The organism is Bradyrhizobium sp. AZCC 1588, assembly GCF_036924735.1.
Classification (GTDB): domain Bacteria; phylum Pseudomonadota; class Alphaproteobacteria; order Rhizobiales; family Xanthobacteraceae; genus Bradyrhizobium.
The window spans coordinates 2,837,136-2,855,516 of record NZ_JAZHSC010000001.1 but is presented as its reverse complement, the minus strand read 5'-3'; the positions used below and the strand labels follow the sequence as shown (position 1 = coordinate 2,855,516).

At 63.7% G+C, this 18,381-nt stretch carries 18 protein-coding genes; 7 read left to right on the top strand and 11 right to left on the bottom strand.

The genetic code is table 11. The annotated features are described in order from the left end of the window. The first annotated feature begins 1 nt into the window (after nt 1). Complete coding sequence (gene mtaB / locus V1277_RS13335) at nt 2-1,267, top strand: tRNA (N(6)-L-threonylcarbamoyladenosine(37)-C(2))-methylthiotransferase MtaB (RefSeq protein WP_334416531.1); 1,266 nt, start codon at nt 2-4, stop codon at nt 1,265-1,267. Nucleotides 1,268-1,589: 322 nt separating this feature from the next. Here the strand turns inward: mtaB and V1277_RS13330 are convergent, their stop codons facing one another. Next, nucleotides 1,590-2,225 (bottom strand): RluA family pseudouridine synthase, encoded by a 636-nt coding sequence (locus tag V1277_RS13330; protein ID WP_334420368.1) that lies wholly within the window; start codon nt 2,223-2,225, stop codon nt 1,590-1,592. 199 nt (nt 2,226-2,424) lie between these two features. Here V1277_RS13330 and ftsY point away from each other — a divergent pair, with 199 nt between their 5' ends. Together ftsY and V1277_RS13320 are read left to right on the top strand one after the other, a co-directional pair. Next, a complete protein-coding gene (ftsY, locus tag V1277_RS13325; protein ID WP_334416530.1) occupies nt 2,425-3,369 on the top strand; it encodes a signal recognition particle-docking protein FtsY in 945 nt (314 codons plus the stop codon). After that, nucleotides 3,369-3,971, top strand: a complete 603-nt coding sequence (locus V1277_RS13320; protein WP_028348479.1) for a septation protein A — start codon at nt 3,369-3,371, stop codon at nt 3,969-3,971. Before ftsY ends, V1277_RS13320 begins: the two co-directional genes overlap by 1 nt. 132 nt (nt 3,972-4,103) lie before the next feature. On the opposite strand, the gene V1277_RS13315 is transcribed toward V1277_RS13320, so the two are convergent. The 6 genes from V1277_RS13315 to ccmA form a co-directional block, all read right to left on the bottom strand. Next, nucleotides 4,104-4,463, bottom strand: a complete 360-nt coding sequence (locus tag V1277_RS13315; RefSeq protein ID WP_334371926.1) for a ComEA family DNA-binding protein — start codon at nt 4,461-4,463, stop codon at nt 4,104-4,106. Between the two features lie 215 nt (nt 4,464-4,678). Beyond that, nucleotides 4,679-5,263 (bottom strand): DsbE family thiol:disulfide interchange protein, encoded by a 585-nt coding sequence (locus V1277_RS13310; protein ID WP_334416529.1) that lies wholly within the window; start codon nt 5,261-5,263, stop codon nt 4,679-4,681. Beyond that, complete coding sequence (ccmD, locus tag V1277_RS13305) at nt 5,263-5,439, bottom strand: heme exporter protein CcmD (RefSeq protein ID WP_334416528.1); 177 nt, start codon at nt 5,437-5,439, stop codon at nt 5,263-5,265. The genes V1277_RS13310 and ccmD overlap by 1 nt, the downstream gene beginning before the upstream one ends. A 2-nt stretch (nt 5,440-5,441) precedes the next feature. Continuing rightward, a complete protein-coding gene (locus V1277_RS13300) occupies nt 5,442-6,173 on the bottom strand; it encodes a heme ABC transporter permease (protein ID WP_334420367.1) in 732 nt (243 codons plus the stop codon). 90 nt (nt 6,174-6,263) lie between these two features. Beyond that, on the bottom strand, nt 6,264-6,932 hold the full coding sequence (gene ccmB, locus V1277_RS13295) for a heme exporter protein CcmB (RefSeq protein WP_334371935.1): 669 nt from the start codon (nt 6,930-6,932) through the stop codon (nt 6,264-6,266). A 283-nt stretch (nt 6,933-7,215) separates the two neighbouring features. Next, a complete protein-coding gene (ccmA, locus tag V1277_RS13290; RefSeq protein WP_334416527.1) occupies nt 7,216-7,818 on the bottom strand; it encodes a heme ABC exporter ATP-binding protein CcmA in 603 nt (200 codons plus the stop codon). A gap of 225 nt (nt 7,819-8,043) precedes the next feature. On the opposite strand from ccmA, the gene acnA reads away from it, so the two are divergent. The 3 genes from acnA (at nt 8,044) to V1277_RS13275 (ending at nt 12,477) form a co-directional block, all read left to right on the top strand. Continuing rightward, complete coding sequence (gene acnA / locus V1277_RS13285) at nt 8,044-10,764, top strand: aconitate hydratase AcnA (RefSeq protein WP_334416526.1); 2,721 nt, start codon at nt 8,044-8,046, stop codon at nt 10,762-10,764. 158 nt (nt 10,765-10,922) lie between these two features. Beyond that, nucleotides 10,923-11,684, top strand: a complete 762-nt coding sequence (locus V1277_RS13280) for a DUF1223 domain-containing protein (protein ID WP_334416525.1) — start codon at nt 10,923-10,925, stop codon at nt 11,682-11,684. Nucleotides 11,685-12,105: 421 nt separating this feature from the next. Then, nucleotides 12,106-12,477: a DUF2794 domain-containing protein gene (locus V1277_RS13275; RefSeq protein WP_028348488.1), complete on the top strand. Its 372-nt coding sequence runs from the start codon at nt 12,106-12,108 to the stop codon at nt 12,475-12,477. 148 nt (nt 12,478-12,625) lie between these two features. On the opposite strand, the gene V1277_RS13270 is transcribed toward V1277_RS13275, so the two are convergent. The 4 genes from V1277_RS13270 to V1277_RS13255 form a co-directional block, all read right to left on the bottom strand. Then, nucleotides 12,626-13,156: a GNAT family N-acetyltransferase gene (locus V1277_RS13270; RefSeq protein ID WP_334416524.1), complete on the bottom strand. Its 531-nt coding sequence runs from the start codon at nt 13,154-13,156 to the stop codon at nt 12,626-12,628. An 85-nt stretch (nt 13,157-13,241) separates the two neighbouring features. Further along, nucleotides 13,242-14,033, bottom strand: a complete 792-nt coding sequence (locus tag V1277_RS13265; protein WP_028348490.1) for a Bax inhibitor-1/YccA family protein — start codon at nt 14,031-14,033, stop codon at nt 13,242-13,244. A gap of 251 nt (nt 14,034-14,284) precedes the next feature. Continuing rightward, nucleotides 14,285-16,855, bottom strand: a complete 2,571-nt coding sequence (locus V1277_RS13260; protein ID WP_334416523.1) for an ABC transporter permease — start codon at nt 16,853-16,855, stop codon at nt 14,285-14,287. Then, entirely contained in the window at nt 16,852-17,565 is a 714-nt protein-coding gene (locus tag V1277_RS13255; protein ID WP_334371954.1) for an ABC transporter ATP-binding protein, read from the bottom strand. Before V1277_RS13255 ends, V1277_RS13260 begins: the two co-directional genes overlap by 4 nt. 49 nt (nt 17,566-17,614) lie before the next feature. Between V1277_RS13255 and V1277_RS13250 the strand changes: the two genes are divergently transcribed. Further along, nucleotides 17,615-18,274 carry an arylesterase gene (locus V1277_RS13250; protein ID WP_334420366.1) on the top strand — a complete coding sequence of 220 codons (660 nt, stop codon included), beginning with the start codon at nt 17,615-17,617 and terminating at the stop codon, nt 18,272-18,274. Nucleotides 18,275-18,381: the final 107 nt, after the last annotated feature.

Below are 18,381 nucleotides of genomic sequence, written 5' to 3'. Positions count from 1 at the left end.
CATGAGCGTCGACGTCCTCACGTTCGGCTGCCGCCTCAACGCCTTCGAATCCGAGGTGATCGCCCGCGAGGCGGAGCGCGCCGGGCTTTCCGATACCGTCGTTATCAATAGCTGCGCGGTCACCAATGAGGCCGTGGCGCAGGCGCGGCAATCGATCCGCCGGCTGAAACGCGAACGGCCGGATGTGCGCATCGTCGTCACCGGCTGCGCGGCGCAGACGCAAGCAGAAATGTTTGCCGAAATGGCCGAGGTCGATCGCGTTGTCGGCAATGACGACAAGATGCGGGGCGAAGCCTGGCGCGATGCGCGCGCGGCGTTCGACCTGGGCCTTGGCGTCGAGACAAGCGAAAAGATCGCGGTCGCCGACATCATGGCTGTCAAGGAAATGGCGCCGCATCTGCTTGACGGGTTCAAGGCCGGCCTGCCGCGCGTCTTCGTGCAGGTGCAGAACGGCTGCGACCATCGCTGCACCTTCTGCATCATTCCCTACGGCCGCGGCAATTCGCGCTCGGTGCCGATGGGGGCGGTGGTGGATCAGGTGCGGGCGCTCGCCGAACGCGGTCATGCCGAGATCGTGCTCACGGGCGTGGACTTGACGAGCTACGGCGCCGATCTGCCGGGTGCGCCGAAGCTCGGGCAACTGACAAAACAGATTTTGCGCCACGTGCCGGAGTTGAAGCGCCTGCGGATTTCGTCGATCGACTCCATCGAGGCCGACCGCGATCTGCTCGATGTCATTGCCGAGGATGAGCGGCTGATGCCGCATCTGCATCTATCGCTGCAATCCGGCGACGACCTCATTTTGAAGCGGATGAAGCGACGGCATTCGCGGCAGGATGCGATCGAATTCTGCGCGCAGGTGCGGCGATTGCGTCCGGACATTACGCTCGGCGCCGATATCATCGCGGGTTTTCCGACCGAGACGGAAGAAATGTTCGCGCGCTCGCAGGACCTGGTGGAGGCATGCGATCTTACCTTCCTGCACGTGTTTCCTTACTCCAAGCGCCCGGGTACGCCGGCCGCGCGGATGCCGCAGGTGGCGGGTGAGGTTATCAAGGCGCGGGCGAAGCGGTTGCGCACGCTGGGCGAGGCCGCATTGCAGCGACGCTTGGCCGCAGAGGTCGGCGCGATGCGTCAGGTCTTGATCGAAAGCGCGACGCAGGGGCGTACGGAGCATTTTCTGCCGGTTGCGATATCAGGCGAAAAGCCGGGAGAGGTGATGCAGTTCGCGATCAAGGGGCATGATGGCGCGCGGCTTACGGTGTGAGCTTCTTTCCTTCTCCCCTTGCGGGAGAAGGTGGCCCAGCTCTCGCTTCTGCTTGCCGTACTTGTCGCTGGCTGGACTTTTTTGCTTACCCTCCCCTGGAGGGGGAGGGTCGGCTCACATTGAGCGCAGCGAAATGTGAGGCGGGGTGGGGTGATCTCTCCACTCGGGCACTGTTGGATGTGGAGAGACCGTCACCCCACCCCGCCGCTCATTGCATGAGCGGCGACCTACGAGCGAGCTTCGCTCGTCTCGGACCCCTCCAGGGGAGGGTGACAGCGCGATGACCTGCTCCGCAAGGGGAGAAGGGAAGTAAGCGCGGCCTTCACGCCCCATTCCACCCACATTTCCGCAACCGCTCGCGCATATGCTCCGGCGCCGGCGCTGTCACCCGCACCGGCTCTTTGTTCTTCGAAATCGAAACCACGATCTCGCGGGAATGCAGGTGCAGGATCGGCTCGCCGAACCTTGGGCCATTACCGTAGATATTGTCGCCGACGATCGGCCAGCCCATCGCTGAGGTGTGCACGCGCAGTTGATGCGTTCGGCCAGTCACCGGTTCCAGCGCCAGCCAGGCGAGGCCGTCGCCGCGGCCGAGCACTTTCCAGGTGGTGATAGCCTTCTGGCCCTCCGGGTCCGGCTTCTGCCACCAGCCGCGCTCGGCGTTCAGCCGTCCGAGCGGCATGTCGATGGTGCCTTCATCTTCGGCAGGTCCGCCTTCGACTACGGCCCAATAGGTCTTTCCGACCTTGCCGTGCTTGAACAAGAGGCCGAGCGAGGCGGTGGCCTTGCGGTGGCGTCCCAGTACGAGACAGCCTGAGGTGTCCTTGTCGAGCCGGTGGGCCAGCACCGGCGGGCGCGGCAGGCCGAATCGCAAGGCATCGAAGGAAGCTTCCAGATTGGCGCCGCCCTTGGGGCCGCGATGCACCGGCAGGCCGGCCGGTTTGTCGATGACCAGCATCAGCCCGTCGCGATGGAGCACGCGGGCCAGGATTTCGTCTGCCGTTAATCCCTGGACATCAATTGATGTGCTGGGAACATCAAAGGATGTCCCGGGCACATCGAGGGATGGCCCGGGCACATCAAGAGATGGCCCGGGAACAGCAAAGGATTTGTTGTGACTTCCGCTCATGGCGCGAAACCGCTAACACGTCCCCGACATGAGCGATACCACTCCTGGAACCCCCAAACTGAGCTGGTGGCGGCGGCTTTCGAGCGGCCTGAAGCGGACGTCGAGTTCGCTCGGCACGGCCGTCGCCGATCTCGTCACCAAGCGCAAGCTCGACCGCGCCATGCTCGACGATATCGAGGATGTGCTGCTGCGCGCCGATCTCGGCACCGCGGTCGCGGTGCGGATCGCGGATGCCGTCGGCGCCGGCCGCTATGACAAGGCGATTTCCGCCGACGAAGTGAAGACGGTCGTCGCGACCGAGGTCGAGAAGGTGTTGGCGCCGGTGGCGAAGCCGCTGGAGATCGACCTGGCGCAAAAGCCGTTCGTCATCCTCGTGGTCGGCGTCAACGGCTCCGGCAAGACCACCACCATCGGCAAGCTTGCCGCGAAACTGAGCGCCGAGGGCCGCAAGGTAATGCTGGCGGCGGGCGATACGTTTCGTGCCGCCGCAATCGAACAGCTCAAGGTCTGGGGTGAGCGCACCAAATCGCCGGTCGTTGCGGGTGCGCAGGGTTCTGATTCGGCGAGCCTCGCCTTCAACGCGCTGAGCGCAGCGAAGGAACAAAAGCTCGATGTGCTGCTGGTCGATACGGCGGGACGGCTGCAGAACAAGGCCGAACTGATGAACGAGCTGGAAAAGGTCGTTCGCGTCATCAAGAAGGTCGACGCGTCGGCGCCGCATGCGGTGCTGCTCGTGCTCGATGCGACGGTGGGACAAAATGCGCTGTCGCAGGTCGAAGCGTTTCATCGTACCGCTGGCGTCACCGGGCTTGTGATGACGAAACTCGACGGCACCGCGCGCGGCGGCATTCTGGTGGCGCTGGCGGAGAAATTCAAACTGCCGGTGCACTTCATCGGCGTCGGCGAAGGCATCGACGATCTCGCGCCGTTCACGGCACGGGACTTTGCGAACGCGATTGCAGGAATCGAGTAATGGACAAGAAAGTACCGCATCCGCTGTTCAAGCTTGCGACCGAACTCGGTCCCTTGCTCATCTTCTTCGTCGCCAATGCCAAGTCCAACCTGTTCGTCGCCACCGGCGCATTCATGGTGGCGGTGGTGGCTGCGATGGTCGCGTCTTACATGGTGACGCGGCATGTGCCCATGATGGCGATCGTCACTGCGGTCGTGGTCGTCGTGTTCGGCGCGCTGACGCTGATCCTGCATGACGAGACCTTCATCAAGATGAAGCCGACAATCGTCTACACGCTGTTCGCCGCCATTCTCGGTGGCGGCTTGCTGTTCGGCCGCTCCTTCATCGCCATCATGTTCGACCAGATGTTCAATCTCACCCCGCACGGCTGGCGCATCCTGACCGCGCGCTGGGCGTTATGGTTCTTCGCGATGGCGGTTCTGAACGAGATCATCTGGCGCACGCAAAGCACCGACTTCTGGGTTACCTTCAAGGTCTTCGGCATGGTGCCGCTGACGATGCTGTTTGCCGTAACACAGATGCCGCTGATCAAGCGCTATCATCTGGAACCGGCTTCGCTGGAGGTCAGCGAAGCGGAAGCCGGGGATGTAAGCAAGGGCTAGGTAGCGTGTCCCGGACGCGGTGCAGCGTTCTTTACGATGCACCGCAGAGCCGGGACCCATATCTCCGCTCGAGCGTGGGCCCCGGCTCTGCAGCGCACCGCTATCGCGCTGCGCCGCGTCCGGGGCACGAGATCAGCTCTTCTGCTTGGCGATGATCTTGTCCTTGATCTTGTCGTAGGTCGCCTGCGGGACGATGCTCTTCTGCACCAGCTCGTCCTTGCCCTTGTACGGGCGGCCCTTGATGATCTTCTCCGAATAGGCCTTCCCCACGCCCGGCAGCGCATCGAGCTGCTCGGCGGTCGCCGAATTGATGTCCAGCAGCTCGGCCTTCGGCGCCGGCGCCATCTTCGACTCCGAGGCCTTTGGCGCGGGAGCCATCTTGCTGTCGGACTTGGCCGCGGGCTGCGCGGTCTGGGCCATCGACGGCGTCGCCGTCAGCATGCCCAGCGTGAGCGCGGTGGCGAGAAGAGAAGCGAGCGTGAAATGACGCATATGGGTGTCCCTCCCAAGGACGGTTTTGGTAACACCCTAAAGCTAGCTGCGAATTAGTGGCGGCGCCATGGCTGCGAAATGAACGATAGATAAAAGCGGGAGATTATTTGAGCGCAATTGCTGCGATTGTCATTCCGGGGCATCGCGCAGCGATGAACCCGGAATCTCGAGATTCCGGGTCTGGTCCTTCGGACCATCCCGGAATGACATCGTCGTCACTTGAGCGCCTTCTCGATTTCGACTTTCAGCACGCTATCGAGATTGGCCGGCGTCACCGGCCCGACCAGCTTGTAGCGGATAGTGCCGTCGCGGCCGACCACGAAGGTTTCGGGCACGCCATAGACGCCCCATTCGATCGAGGCCCGGCCGTTGGCATCGGCGCCGACGGCGGTGAACGGATTGCCGTAGCGGCCGAGGAAGCGGCGGGCGTTATCAGGGGAATCCTTGTAGTTGATGCCGACGATCTGCAGCCGCGTGTCCTTCGCCAGCGCGGTAAACAGCGGCGCCTCGTCATGGCAGGGCACGCACCAGGATGCCCAGACATTGACGACGGAGACCTTGCCCTTGAACACGGCCGGGTCGAGCCCGGGCACAGGGTTCCCATTATGGACGAGTCCCTCCAGCGCCGGCAGCGTGGTTTGCGGCGCCGGCCGACCGATCAGGGCGGAAGGGATCCTGGAGGGGTCACCGCCGTAAAGCCGCAACAGGAACAGTCCGGCGACCGCCAGAAAGCCGATCAGCGGCAGCGCCACCACCCAGCGCCGGCTGCGCGGTCGATCCGATGTTGCGGGCGCGCTCATCAAATGTCCGTCGCCTGGCGGCCAGAGCGCCGGGTCACGCCGGAGGCCTCGAGTTCGCGCAGGCGCTCCTTCTGATGACGATAGTCGAGCGCGATCCAGCCGATCAGGATCAGCACGATCGCCGCGACCAGCGCGTAGGAGGTCACGATAAACGAGGCATAGGGGCCGAGCGACATCGTCAAGCCGCCTGTTGGCTGGCTTGCATCATCTGCAAGCTGCGCACGCGGCGGCGCAGGATCTCGTTGCGCATCGCCGCCACATGCAGCGTCACGAACAGCAGCGAGAAACCGACCGCCATCACGAGCAATGGAATCAGGAACGCGTTGTCGAGCGAAGGTCCGCCCATCCGCATCACCGATGCCGGTTGATGCAGCGTGTTCCACCAGTCGACCGAGAACTTGATGATCGGCAGGTTGATCGCGCCGACCAGCGTCAGCACGGCGGCGGCCCGCGCCGCCCGCGACGTGTCCTCCACCGCACGCCATAGCGCCATCAGGCCGAGATACATCAGGAACAGGACCAGCACCGATGTGAGTCGCGCGTCCCATTCCCAATAGGTGCCCCACATCGGCCGCCCCCACAGTGAACCCGTGACCAGCGCCAGAAACGTGAACGCCGCGCCGATCGGAGCGGCGGCCTTGGCCGCGACGTCGGCGAGCGGATGCCGCCATACCAGCGTGCCCAGCGCGGCAATGCTCATAACGCCCCAGACGAACATCGAAAGCCACGCGTTCGGCACGTGGATGAACATGATCTTCACGGTGGCGCCCTGCTGGTAATCGTCGGGGGCCATCGCCGCCTGATAGAAACCGACCAGCAAAAGGATCGCGGTCGCGCCCGCAAGCCACGGCAGCACGCGCGCCGTCAGCGCGAGAAATTTCGAGGGATTGGCGAGGTCGATCAGCGTCATGGCATCCTGATAGTCGTCAGCGGCGGAGCAGGCAATGCGGCATGGTTTGTTTCGCATCCCCTCCGCCAGAGTTGATCGGTGTCAACAAGTTCAGTCCAGACCGTGCCGCAGGCTGGTCGCAGCGGCAAACGGTCCGACCACGAAACTGACCAGCGAGAGCGCGCAAAGGATCGAAAACGGAGTTCCAAACGATAGCGGGCCGGTAATGGCCGCCTGTGACGCCGCAACGCCGAAGATCAGCACCGGGATCGACAGCGGCAGCACCAGCACCGCGAGCAGGAGGCCCCCGCGATGCAATGTCACGGCGAGCGCCGCGCCGATCATGCCCGTGAACGTCAGTGCCGGCGTCCCCACCAGCAGGGTCAGCGCCACCGCCGAGGTCGCCGCGGCGTCCAGGTTGAGCAACAGCCCGAGGACGGGCGTGGCCGCGATCAGCGGCACACCGGCCGCGAGCCAATGCGCCAGCGCTTTCGCGGCACAAGCGAGTTCCAGCGGCGTCCGGCCCATCACGATCAGGTCGAGTGAGCCGTCCTCATGATCGGCCGTGAACAGCCGGTCGAGCGTGAGCAGGCTGGCCAACAGCGCGCCGAGCCAGAGGATCGCAGGACCGAGCCGGGCCAAGAGTGGCAGGTCCGGTCCGATCGCGAACGGCATCAGCACCGTGACGGTGAGGAAGAACAGCACGCCGATCAGCGCGCCGCCGCCGACGCGGAGTGCGATTTTGATGTCCCGGCGAATCAGTGCGGCGAGCGCGGTCATGCGAGGCGCCCCAAGTGTGTGCTTTGTGCACTCCACTGGAGCCGCGTATGCAGCTCGCTCGCTCCCCCCTTGCGGGGGAGGGCGGGGGAGAGGGGTGGCCCAGGAAAAGGTGTTTGGGAAAGGCGCTTGTCGTTAGAGACCCAATCGAGAGAGCGCGTCGTGTGGCACCCCTCTCCCTGACCTCGAGAGCGAGCTTCGCTCGCCTCGGACCCCGCAAGGGGGGAGGGAACGGAGAGAGTGGTGACAAGTGGCTCCAAGCCGCCCACGTTCGCGAAATACGGCGTCACTTCCCGCCCCCCATCCGCAGTTCCCTCGCTTCGATCCCGAGCGGGGTGTGGGTTGCCGCAACAATGATGCCGCCGCTGGCGAGATGCTCGCGCATCACGCCCACGAATAGTTCCTGTCCGGCGGTGTCGAGCGCCGAGGTCGGCTCGTCCAACAGCCAGAGCGGCCGCCGCACCACGAGCAGCCGCGCGATCGACAGCCGGCGCCGCTGACCGGCCGAGAGAAAGGCCGCCGGCAGATAAGTGGCGTGGCCGAGCCCCACGGCGGTGAGGCACTCTTTGACGTCGCCGGTCGCCCCACCCAGAAAATCCCGCCAGAACAACAGGTTTTCCGCAACGCTCAGCGCAGGCTTCAATGCATCGCGGTGACCCAGATAGTGGGATTGCTCCGGCAGGGTCAGCTCGGCCTCGCCGCCTTCCAGGCCGATCGATCCGCCCCCCGGCACCAGGAGACCCGCGATCAGGCGCAGCAGCGAGGTCTTGCCCGAGCCGTTCGGGCCGACCACGGCCAGCACTTCGCCGGAAGCGGCCTCGAAATCGAGGCCCGAGAACACCTCTCGGCCGCCTCTGACACAACTGATTTGGCGTCCCGAGAGCCGCATTTTGCTTCGTCACAGCCCTCTGAAATTGATGGGTACCGCGTCAGAATTTGTGGGTACCGCATTGCTGCAGCACGTTTGTCGCTGTGGCGGCGCTTCTAGAAAGATTCTATAAGCCCGGAACTTGATGCAGCACACAATCGGCGGCTGCAAGCCAAGAAGCCAGCCTTCCGCTGACGGTGTTTAAATACCCTTGCTGGGTATAACTAGAATTTGGGATTTCCTGACATGACCTCGCTCGACAGCTTCAAATGCCGCAAGACCCTCAAGGTTGGCAGCAAGACCTATGTTTATTACAGCCTGCCCGCCGCCGAGAAGAACGGTCTGAAGGGAATTTCCAAGCTGCCTTATTCGATGAAGGTGCTGCTCGAAAACCTGCTGCGCAACGAGGACGACCGCACGGTCAAGAAGGCTGACATCGTCGCGGTTTCGAAATGGCTCCGGAAGCGCAAGCTCGAGCACGAGGTCGCGTTCCGCCCGGCGCGCGTGTTGATGCAGGATTTCACCGGCGTGCCGGCGGTGGTCGATCTCGCCGCGATGCGTAACGCGATGCAGGCGCTCGGCGGCGATGCCGAGAAGATCAACCCGCTGGTGCCAGTCGATCTCGTCATCGACCACTCCGTCATCGTCAACTTCTTCGGTGACAACAAGGCGTTCGGCAAGAACGTCGTCGAGGAATACAAGCAGAACCAGGAACGCTACGAATTCCTGAAGTGGGGCCAGAAGGCGTTCTCGAATTTCTCCGTCGTGCCGCCCGGCACCGGCATCTGCCACCAGGTCAATCTCGAATATCTCGCGCAGACGGTGTGGACCAAGAAGGAGAAGATGACGGTCGGCAAGAAGACCGGCACCTTCGAGGTCGCCTACCCGGATTCGCTTGTCGGTACCGATTCGCACACCACCATGGTCAACGGCCTCGCCGTGCTCGGCTGGGGCGTCGGCGGCATCGAGGCGGAAGCCTGCATGCTCGGCCAGCCGCTATCGATGCTGCTGCCGGAAGTCGTCGGTTTCAAGCTCAAGGGCCAGCTCAAGGAAGGCGTAACCGCGACCGACCTGGTGCTGACCGTGACGCAGATGCTGCGCAAGCAGGGCGTGGTCGGCAAATTCGTCGAATTCTTCGGCCCCGGTCTCGACTATCTCTCGGTGGCGGACAAGGCGACGATCGGCAACATGGCGCCGGAATACGGCGCGACCTGCGGCTTCTTCCCAGTCGATGCCGCGACCATCGATTATCTCAAGACCTCGGGCCGCAAGGCCGACCGCGTCGCGCTGGTGGCTGCCTACGCCAAGGCGCAGGGCCTGTTCCGCACGGCGAAATCGGCCGATCCGGTGTTCACGGAAACCCTGACGCTTGACCTCAAGGACGTCGTGCCGTCGATGGCGGGCCCGAAACGCCCCGAAGGCCGTGTTGCGCTGCCGGCGGTTTCCACTGGCTTCGCGACCGCACTTACCAGCGAGTACAAGAAGCCCGACGCAGCTGCGAGCCGCTATCCGGTCGAGAGCCGGGATTTCGATCTCGGCCATGGCGACGTGGTGATCGCCGCGATCACCTCCTGCACCAACACCTCCAATCCGAGCGTCCTGATCGGCGCGGGCCTGTTGGCGCGCAACGCCGCCGCCAAGGGTTTGAAGGCCAAGCCGTGGGTGAAGACCTCGCTCGCGCCCGGAAGCCAGGTGGTTGCGGAATATCTTTCCAATTCCGGCCTGCAGAAAGAGCTCGACAAGGTCGGCTTTAACCTGATCGGCTTCGGCTGTACCACCTGCATCGGCAACTCGGGTCCGCTGCCGGAGGAGATTTCGAAGTCGATCAACGACAATGGCATCGTTGCCGCGGCCGTGCTGTCGGGCAACCGCAACTTTGAAGGCCGCGTCAGCCCGGACGTGCAGGCAAACTATCTGGCGTCGCCGCCGCTGGTCGTCGCCTATGCGCTGGCGGGCACGGTGACCAAGGACCTCGCGGTCGAGCCGATCGGTACCGGCAAGGACGGCAAGCCGGTGTATCTGAAGGATATCTGGCCGACCGCCAAGGAGATCAATGCTTTCATGAAGAAGTTCGTGACAGCCACGATCTTCAAGAAGCGCTACGCCGATGTGTTCAAGGGCGACACCAACTGGCGCAAGATCAAGACGGTCGAGAGCGAGACCTATCGCTGGAACATGAGCTCGACCTATGTGCAGAACCCGCCCTATTTCGAAGGCATGAAGAAGCAGCCCGATCCGATCTCAGACGTGGTCGACGCGCGGATTCTGGCGATGTTCGGCGACAAGATCACCACCGACCACATCTCGCCGGCCGGCTCGATCAAGCTGACTTCGCCGGCTGGAAAATTCCTGAGCGAGCACCAGGTGCGCCCCGCCGACTTCAACCAGTACGGCACGCGGCGCGGCAATCACGAGATCATGATGCGCGGCACCTTCGCCAACATCCGCATCAAGAACTTCATGCTGAAGGGCGCTGACGGCAATATTCCGGAGGGCGGATTAACCAAGCACTGGCCCGACGGCGAGCAGATGTCGATCTACGACGCGGCAATGAAGTATCAGCAGGAAAGCGTGCCGCTGGTGGTGTTCGCGGGCGCCGAATACGGCAACGGCTCCTCGCGCGATTGGGCGGCGAAAGGCACCCGTCTGCTCGGCGTCCGCGCCGTGATCTGCCAGAGCTTCGAGCGCATCCATCGCTCCAACCTGGTCGGCATGGGCGTGTTGCCGCTGACCTTCGAAGACGGCACGTCGTGGACATCGCTCGGCCTCAAGGGCGACGAGACGGTGACGATTCGCGGGCTCCAGGGTGATTTGAAGCCGCGCCAGACCCTGACGGCCGAGGTCGTGTCCGGCGACGGTTCGCTGCAGCGCGTGCCGCTACTCTGTCGCATCGATACCCTCGATGAGCTCGAGTACTACCGAAACGGCGGCATTCTGCATTACGTGCTGCGCAGACTCGCGGCTTAACGCGGATTTGTGATCGGTGCCTCACTTCGAAGTGAGTAGCGAGCAAGGAGAAGGCGGCCTATGACAGGGCCGCTTTCGTGCGTCTGGGGCACGCCTTTGGGATATTAAATCATGCCCCGTACAATTACGGATGGAAAACGCTACGCCTGGTTCGCACGATGACAGCGATGATGGCCTACAACTGCATATCGCGATGGTCTGGTGCGCTCGGCGTCTGCGCGATCATCGCCATCATCCGCCCGGCTCATGCCGATCCGCGCACCGTGGTCGAATTGTTCACCTCGCAAGGCTGTTCGTCGTGCCCGCCGGCCGACCAGATCGTCGGCGAGCTCGCACAGGATCCGTCCATCATCGCGCTGAGCATGCCGATCGACTACTGGGACTATCTTGGCTGGAAGGACACGCTGGCGGACTCGCGTTTCAGCGCGCGTCAGAAGGCCTATTCGCATGTGCGTGGCGATCGTAACCTCTACACGCCACAGATGATCGTCAACGGCTCGGCGCAGGTGATCGGCAGCGATCGCGCCGCTATCGAAAGCGCCATCAAGAACACCAGCAAGACTGAAGGCGTGATGTCGGTGCCGGTAAAGATGACGTTGTCCGGCAAGCTGCTCAATGTCTCGGTAGAGGCGAGCAAGGTGCCGACGGCGGGCCGCGGCGAAGTCTGGATCTGCTCGGTCTCGAAGGCGGTGCCGATCTCGATCGGGCGCGGTGAGAATCGCGGCCAGCAACTCACCTACTACAACGTGGTACGCAACCTCGTGAAGGTTGGCGACTGGAACGGCGGTTCGGGAAGCTGGACCATTCCGCTTGAAAATATTTCCCGCGACGGCGTGGACGCCGCGGTCGTCTACGTCCAGGACGGCAGTCGCGACAAGCCGGGCGCGATGCTCGGCGCCGCCATGACGGCGCTGCGCTGATTGGCTCCGGGCTACCGGGGCTAACTTTGTCTCTGAGTTAGCTTCGCGTAATCGGCAAAGTCTGAGCCGCGCGCGGCATCCGCGAGAACAGTCCCCCAAACGAAAAAGGACCAACTTTCGTTGGCCCAGTATCGGGATTAACTCCCTCCTGCGAACAGGCCCGATCCCGACGGCCCCGGGGGGCTGGGGGCTGAGGAATCCGGAACCGAAAGGACCGGGCCAACGCAGGATTTTCTTTTCGCAATTTAGCGGGGCGGACGGTTGGCGGAAGTAGGGCAGCAATAAGATTCCGCTAACGATCCCGTGAATCGATATTTCCTGGGATATCGGGGCATCCGCCGCAGTTTCCTTCGTATTTACACCCCCTTGCGGCGCCCCGTGGTTAGCGCGATCATGTAAATTGGATGACAGGAGGCGCTCCATGACCCTGATATCGGAGGACACCGATCCGAGCGACAGCCGCGCAGTGGCGCGCGTCGCCACTGCGAGCACGCCGCCGAATCGCATCACGTTCAATCGTCTCGAACTCAACCGTATCCTCAATCTCTATGGGCGCATGGTCGCCGACGGCGAGTGGCGCGACTATGCCATCGACTTTCTGAAAGACCGCGCGGTGTTCTCCGTATTCCGCCGCGCTTCCGAAGTTCCGATCTATCGCATCGAGAAAGATCCGCGGCTCGCGCGCAAGCAGGGCATGTACAGCGTGATCTCGGCGACCGGACTGATCCTGCGCCGCGGCCATGAACTCGAGCGCGTGCTGCTGGTGATCGACCGCAAGCTGGCGGTGGTTTAATCGGCCGGGCTACTGCGAGCCGGGGGGCCCATTCTACTTTGCATGGGGTTGTTTTCGCGATTTTGAGTCTGGGCCCCGCGGTGTACCGCCCATAGCGCGTCGAAGACGCGCGTGAACGCGCTGGCGGAGGCGCTACGCCTTATCCAGACTACGAACTGGGGACTGTCGTGCTGCCTTCGCCGAGCGCACGCTGCATCATGACCGTGTCAAGCCAGCGTCCAAATTTGAAGCCGACGCTCGGATGGGTTCCGATCATCTGGAAGCCAGTCTTGGTGTGAACCCCGATCGAACCGGCATTGGCGGAATCGCCGATCACGGCGATCATCTGCCGGTAGCCCCGCGCCTCGCATTCGGCGATCAGCCGCTGCATCAACTGCAGGCCAATGCCGCGGCGGTGAGTCGATGGTTTCAGGTAAACCGAGTTCTCTACGGTGAAGCGATAGGCCGGCCGCGGCCGGTATGGCCCGGCATAGGCGTATCCGACCACCTGGCCTTCGATGGCTGCGACGAAATAGGGAAAGCCGCCATCCGACAGCGCCCTGAACCGCCGGGTCATCTCAGTGAGATCGGGTGGGATCAGCTCGAACGTCGCGGTGCCGTAGCGTACCGCGTGCTCGTAGATTTCGGTGATGGCGGGGAGGTCGGCCTCGGTGGCGGGCCGGATTTCGGGAGCGGACATGCGGGTAGAATATTTTTGTCGCGGGCAAAAGAAAAGCCCCGGCCGCGAGGCCGGGGCTTTAGCTCTTGAACCTGTACGGCCGCGGCTAGTCGCGCTGGCCGAGGAGCTGCAGGAGCAGCGTGAACAGGTTGATGAAGTTCAGGTAGAGCGACAGTGCACCGGTAATCGCCGCGCGCTCTTCAACGTCAGCGCCTCCCGAAGCGTAGCCGTAGATGTACTCGTTCTTCAGCCGCTGGGTATCCCAGGCGGTGAGGCCCGCGAACACCAGCACGCCGACCACCGAGACGATGAACTGCAGCATCGAGCTCGCCAGGAACAGGTTGACCAGGCTCGCGATGATGACGCCGATCAGGCCCATGAACAGGAACGACCCCATGCCGCTCATGTCACGCTTGGTGGTGTAGCCGTAGAGGCTCAGCGCACCGAAGGTCGCAGCGGTGATGAAGAACACCCGAACGATCGAGGTGTGCGTATACACCAGGAAGATCGACGACAGCGAAATGCCCATCAGCGCCGAGAACACCCAGAACAGCATCTGGGCGGTCGCGGGCCGCAGCCGGTTGATGCCGGCCGAGATCGCGAACACCATCGCCAGCGGCGCGAGGATGAACAGCCACTTCAACGGGCTGACATACATCGCGTAGCCGAACTGCGTCAGGTAGGCGTTGCCGAACCTGGCGGCGGCCCCGGCCTGGTCGGTCGTCACCGCGGCCATGTAGACGCCGAGCGCCGCAAGGCCGGTGATCGCCAGGCCGATGCTCATGTAGTTGTAGATGCGCAGCATGTAGGCGCGCAGACCGGCATCGACGGCCGCGGCGTCAACGCGTCCGGCAGCCCGGCCGAAAGGAGATACGTAGTTACGGTCTAGGTCCGACATGGTCGAATTCCCGTTGGTTGCCCGGCGGAGCGCAAGGGGTTTGCGGCGCCGGTTGGATTTCTATCTCAGATGTCCCGATCTGCCGACGTTTATCTGTTTATCTAACGTCATCAACCCGGCCACTGATCTTGGCTGGTATGTGGGAAACTAACACATTCGACGCAAGCTTCCACGCGCGGCTGAATGTCGCTTCTGCCAGCTATTTCCGGGTAAAAGCAGTGTTAACCCCTGCCTTCCGCCGCTACAAATTGTCACAAATTCCGTAACACGGTGGCCGGCTTTTGGTTCAGGGCCAACAACGTTCCGGCGAGCCCCAGCCCCACCGTGACGATCAGGGCGGCTGCGACCACCCCGGCCGCGCTGCCGGCCTGCCAGATGAAGCTGAGCGTCATCAGCCTGGTCACGATCAGCCACGCGGCGATCGATCCCGCGATCACGCCGAATATGGCGGTCGCGAGGCCGATCATGAGGTACTCGAGCGCATAGGCCCCGAGCAGACGCACCCGGGTTGCGCCGAGCGTCTTCAGGATGACCGCGTCATAGACCCGGTGGCGATGGCCGGCGGCGAGCGCGCCGCCGAGCACCAGGATCGCCGAGATCAGCGTCACCGCGCTGGCGCCGCGGATGGCGAGCACGAGGTTGGTAACGACGGTGCCGACGGTCTCGAGCGCCTCGCGGACCCGAACGCTGGTCACCATCGGAAAGGCGTCCGCCACCTGCTTGATGATTCGGGCGTCGCCTGCCGGGTCGGGGTGGATCTCGGATAGGGTCGCGACATGGCTGTGCGGCGCGCCCTTGAAGGCGTTGGGTGAGAACACCAGTACGAAATTGATGCCGAGCCCCTGCCAGTCGACATTGCGCAGATTGCTGATCTTGGCCGAAATGTCGCGGCCGAGTACGTTGACGACGATGTCGTCGCCGATCTTGAGCTTCAGCCCGTCGGCGATCTTCTTCTCCAGCGAGACCAGCGGCGGCCCCTTATAGTCCGCGCTCCACCATTCGCCTTCGACCACCTTCGAGCCTTTTGGAACTTCGCCGGTATAGGTCAGGCCGCGGTCACTCTGCAGCACCCATTCGGTATCCTGCGAAGGCTTGAGTTCGTCCGCTTTGACGCCGCGGGCGGCAACTATGCGCCCGCGCAGCATCGGCACGTCGTCGACGGTGGATTGCGGCGCGATCTGCTTGAGGAAGGCGCCGAAGCGGTCGGCGTCGGCGGTCGGAATGTCGATGAAGTAGAACGAGGGCGCGCGCTCCGGCAGCGCGGCCAGGAACTGCCGGCGCAGATTGCCGTCGATCTGGGTAATGGTGACGAGGACCGCGAGCCCAAGCCCGAGCGACATCACAACCGACGGCGTCAGTGCGCCGGGCCGGTAGATATTGGCAATCGCCAGCCGCAGCATGGTGATGCTGGACCGTGGCAGGCGCCGCGCCAGCGCCATCAGGCCGGCGGCGACGCCGCGCAACAGCGCAAACACCGCAACCGAAGCGACGACGAACACGGCGGCGACCCGCTTGTCATAGGCCAGTCCGATCGCGACCGCGACAAGGAGCACGATCACCACAGCCATGAGCGCGAGATAGCTCCAGCGCGGGCGGTGCCATTCGCGGGCAACCTCTTCGCGGAACAATGCCGCGACCGGGACATCATGGACCCGGCCGAGCGGCCACAGCCCGAAGGCGAGCGCGGTGAGCAGGCCGTAGAGGAACGACAGCGCCAGTTCGTCGGCGTGCAGGGCAGGGATCACCGGCAGCGGCAACAGCTTGCCGAACAGGCCGACGATGACAAACGGCAAGGCCGCGCCGGCGGCAAGCCCGATTATCGAGCCGATCCCGGCGAGCACGATCACCTGAGTCAGGTAGATGGTGAAGACGTCGCGCCCGGTGGCGCCAAGCGCCTTGAACGAGGCGATGACGTCGCGTCGGCGATCGATATGGCTCTTGACGGCGTTGGCGACGCCGACGCCGCCGACCAGAAGGGCCGCGAGGCCAACCAGCGTCAGGAATTGGGTGAAGCGGTTGATGGTGCGTTCGAGCTGCGGCGAGGCATTGTCGCGGCTGCGGATCCACCAGCCGGCTTCCGGCAAGGCGCTCCGGGCGCTGTTGACCAACTGGGCGGCGGCGCGTTCGTCGGCCGCATTGTCCGGCAATTTTACCCGGTACATCCAGCGCACCAGGCTGCCCGGCTGCAGCAATCCGCTGGCGCGCAGGCCCTGCTCGCTGACCAGAACCCGCGGGCCCAGGCCGACATTGCCGGCGAGCTTATCCGGCTCGGCGCCAACCACGCTGCGAATCTGGATCGTGGCATTGCCGATGCCGATGCGGTCGCCAACTTTGAGATCGAGCCGCGCCAGCAGGGTGGAATCGACCGCCGCGCCGAACGCGCCATCGCGTTCAGCCAGCAGATCCGACATCGGCATTTGGGGATCAAGCGTCAACTGTCCGAGCATCGGATAATTGCCATCGACCGCCTTGAGCTCGACCAGCGCCAGCTTGCCGTCGCTGGCGCGGGCCATCACCCGCAGCGCGGCCGCAACCGACACTTGGCCGCGCGCGCGCAGGAAAGCGAATTCCTCCGGCTTGGCTTCGCGCTGGATCAGCGAGAATGCGACATCGCCGCCGAGCAATGTTCGGCCCTCGCGGGTCAGACCTTCGCTAAGGCTTGCCGCCACCGAGCCGACGCCGGCAATTGCCATGACGCCGAGCGCGATGCAGGCGATAAAGACGTAAAAGCCACGCAGGCCGCCGCGCAATTCGCGAAGCGCGTAACGCAGCGCCAGCGAGGATGCGCGGCTCTTGTAGACCGGCTCGGAAATCGCGGTCATGAGTGCCCGTCGATCCGGCCTGAGCGCAGCCGCACCACGCGGTCGCAGCGCTGCGCCAGCGAGCTGTCGTGCGTCACCAGCACCAGCGTCATGCCGCGCTCGGCATGTTTGGTGAAGAGCATGTCGACGATCTGCTTGCCGGTGGTTTCATCGAGATTGCCGGTCGGCTCGTCCGCGACGAGAATGGCGGGATCAGGTGCCAGGGCGCGAGCCAGCGCCACGCGCTGCTGTTCGCCACCGGACAATTGGGTCGGGTAATGATGCAGGCGCTCGCCGAGGCCGACCGACGCCAGCTCCTTCGCCGCGCGCTCCGCCGCGTCGGGACTACCGGCAAGCTCCAGCGGCACGGCTACGTTTTCCAGCGCCGTCATGGTCGGGATCAGGTGAAACGACTGGAATACGATGCCGACCTGGCGGCCGCGGAAGCGGGCGAGGGCGTCCTCGTCGAGGGCATTGAACGGGGTGCCGTTGACCACCACCTCTCCGCTGTCAGGACGTTCCAACCCCGCCATCACCATCAGCAAGGTCGATTTGCCCGAACCTGACGGCCCGATCAGGCCGATCGCCTCGCCGGATGCCACACGAAGGCTGATATCTTTCAAGATATGAACGCGGGCGGCGCCTGTGCCGAGCGAGAGGTTGACGTTGGAGATGGAAATGGTGTCCGGCCCGACGCCGGTCAGTGAAGAGGGTTCGATGAGACTGTCCATGGCTCGGTCATATGGCACTTCCACCGCTCGGGTCGAGGGCTTGAAACGGATGTTTGCGCACATACGCGTGTTGATTGTGGCTTTGATGACGGCCGGGCCGGTTTTGGCTCAGACTCAAGCCCCGGCCACGGCGCCCGCCAAACCGGTCAAAATGGTCGTCCTCGGTGATTCCTTGAGCGCTGGCCTCGGCCTGTCTGCGCCGGCAGCGTTCCCCGCCCGCCTACAAAAAGCGTTAAGCGACAAGGGGATAAAGGTCGATATGGTCAACGCGGGGGTGTCCGGCGATACCACGTCCGGCGGCCGCGACCGGCTGGACTGGTCGATCCCGGAGGGAACCGAGGCGGTGATTCTCGAGCTCGGCGCCAACGATGCGCTCCGCGGGATCGATCCCGCGGTCACCCGTGCGGCGCTGAGCGACATCCTGACCCGGCTGAAGACGCGCAAGATCGCGGTTCTGTTGTGCGGGATGCTGGCGCCGCCCAATTACGGCAGCGAATATGCGGCGCGCTTTAACGCCATCTATCCGGAGCTATCCAAATCGTTCGGCGTGCCGCTCTACCCATTCTTCCTGGAGGGGGTTGCGAGTGAGGCCAAGCTCAACCAGGCCGACGGAATTCATCCGACCGCCGAGGGTGTCGATATCATCGTGAAGAATATTCTGCCCATGGTGGAGGCATTTATCGGCACGATCTCCGGGCAGCGGAGTTGAAAAAGCAGCAACGAATGAGGTTACCCCAAGGTTTTCCCGTAGCATTGCGGAGTGCTCGCCCCGCGCGCTTCGCAGAGTCACATAAGTCGGATAGAAAATAACTATCG

Coding starts and splice junctions, on each gene's coding strand:
- V1277_RS13275 (WP_028348488.1), top strand. CDS start 12,106: ATGACCCTGATATCGGAGGACACCGATCCGAGCGACAGCCGCGCAGTG.
- V1277_RS13320 (WP_028348479.1), top strand. CDS start 3,369: ATGGACAAGAAAGTACCGCATCCGCTGTTCAAGCTTGCGACCGAACTC.
- V1277_RS13310 (WP_334416529.1), bottom strand. CDS start 5,263: ATGAGCGCGCCCGCAACATCGGATCGACCGCGCAGCCGGCGCTGGGTG.
- V1277_RS13315 (WP_334371926.1), bottom strand. CDS start 4,463: ATGCGTCATTTCACGCTCGCTTCTCTTCTCGCCACCGCGCTCACGCTG.
- V1277_RS13255 (WP_334371954.1), bottom strand. CDS start 17,565: ATGGACAGTCTCATCGAACCCTCTTCACTGACCGGCGTCGGGCCGGAC.
- ccmA (WP_334416527.1), bottom strand. CDS start 7,818: ATGCGGCTCTCGGGACGCCAAATCAGTTGTGTCAGAGGCGGCCGAGAG.
- V1277_RS13265 (WP_028348490.1), bottom strand. CDS start 14,033: ATGTCGGACCTAGACCGTAACTACGTATCTCCTTTCGGCCGGGCTGCC.
- mtaB (WP_334416531.1), top strand. CDS start 2: ATGAGCGTCGACGTCCTCACGTTCGGCTGCCGCCTCAACGCCTTCGAA.
- V1277_RS13280 (WP_334416525.1), top strand. CDS start 10,923: ATGACAGCGATGATGGCCTACAACTGCATATCGCGATGGTCTGGTGCG.
- acnA (WP_334416526.1), top strand. CDS start 8,044: ATGACCTCGCTCGACAGCTTCAAATGCCGCAAGACCCTCAAGGTTGGC.
- V1277_RS13260 (WP_334416523.1), bottom strand. CDS start 16,855: ATGACCGCGATTTCCGAGCCGGTCTACAAGAGCCGCGCATCCTCGCTG.
- V1277_RS13330 (WP_334420368.1), bottom strand. CDS start 2,225: ATGCTGGTCATCGACAAACCGGCCGGCCTGCCGGTGCATCGCGGCCCC.
- V1277_RS13300 (WP_334420367.1), bottom strand. CDS start 6,173: ATGACGCTGATCGACCTCGCCAATCCCTCGAAATTTCTCGCGCTGACG.
- V1277_RS13270 (WP_334416524.1), bottom strand. CDS start 13,156: ATGTCCGCTCCCGAAATCCGGCCCGCCACCGAGGCCGACCTCCCCGCC.
- ftsY (WP_334416530.1), top strand. CDS start 2,425: ATGAGCGATACCACTCCTGGAACCCCCAAACTGAGCTGGTGGCGGCGG.
- V1277_RS13250 (WP_334420366.1), top strand. CDS start 17,615: ATGTTTGCGCACATACGCGTGTTGATTGTGGCTTTGATGACGGCCGGG.
- ccmD (WP_334416528.1), bottom strand. CDS start 5,439: ATGTCGCTCGGCCCCTATGCCTCGTTTATCGTGACCTCCTACGCGCTG.
- ccmB (WP_334371935.1), bottom strand. CDS start 6,932: ATGACCGCGCTCGCCGCACTGATTCGCCGGGACATCAAAATCGCACTC.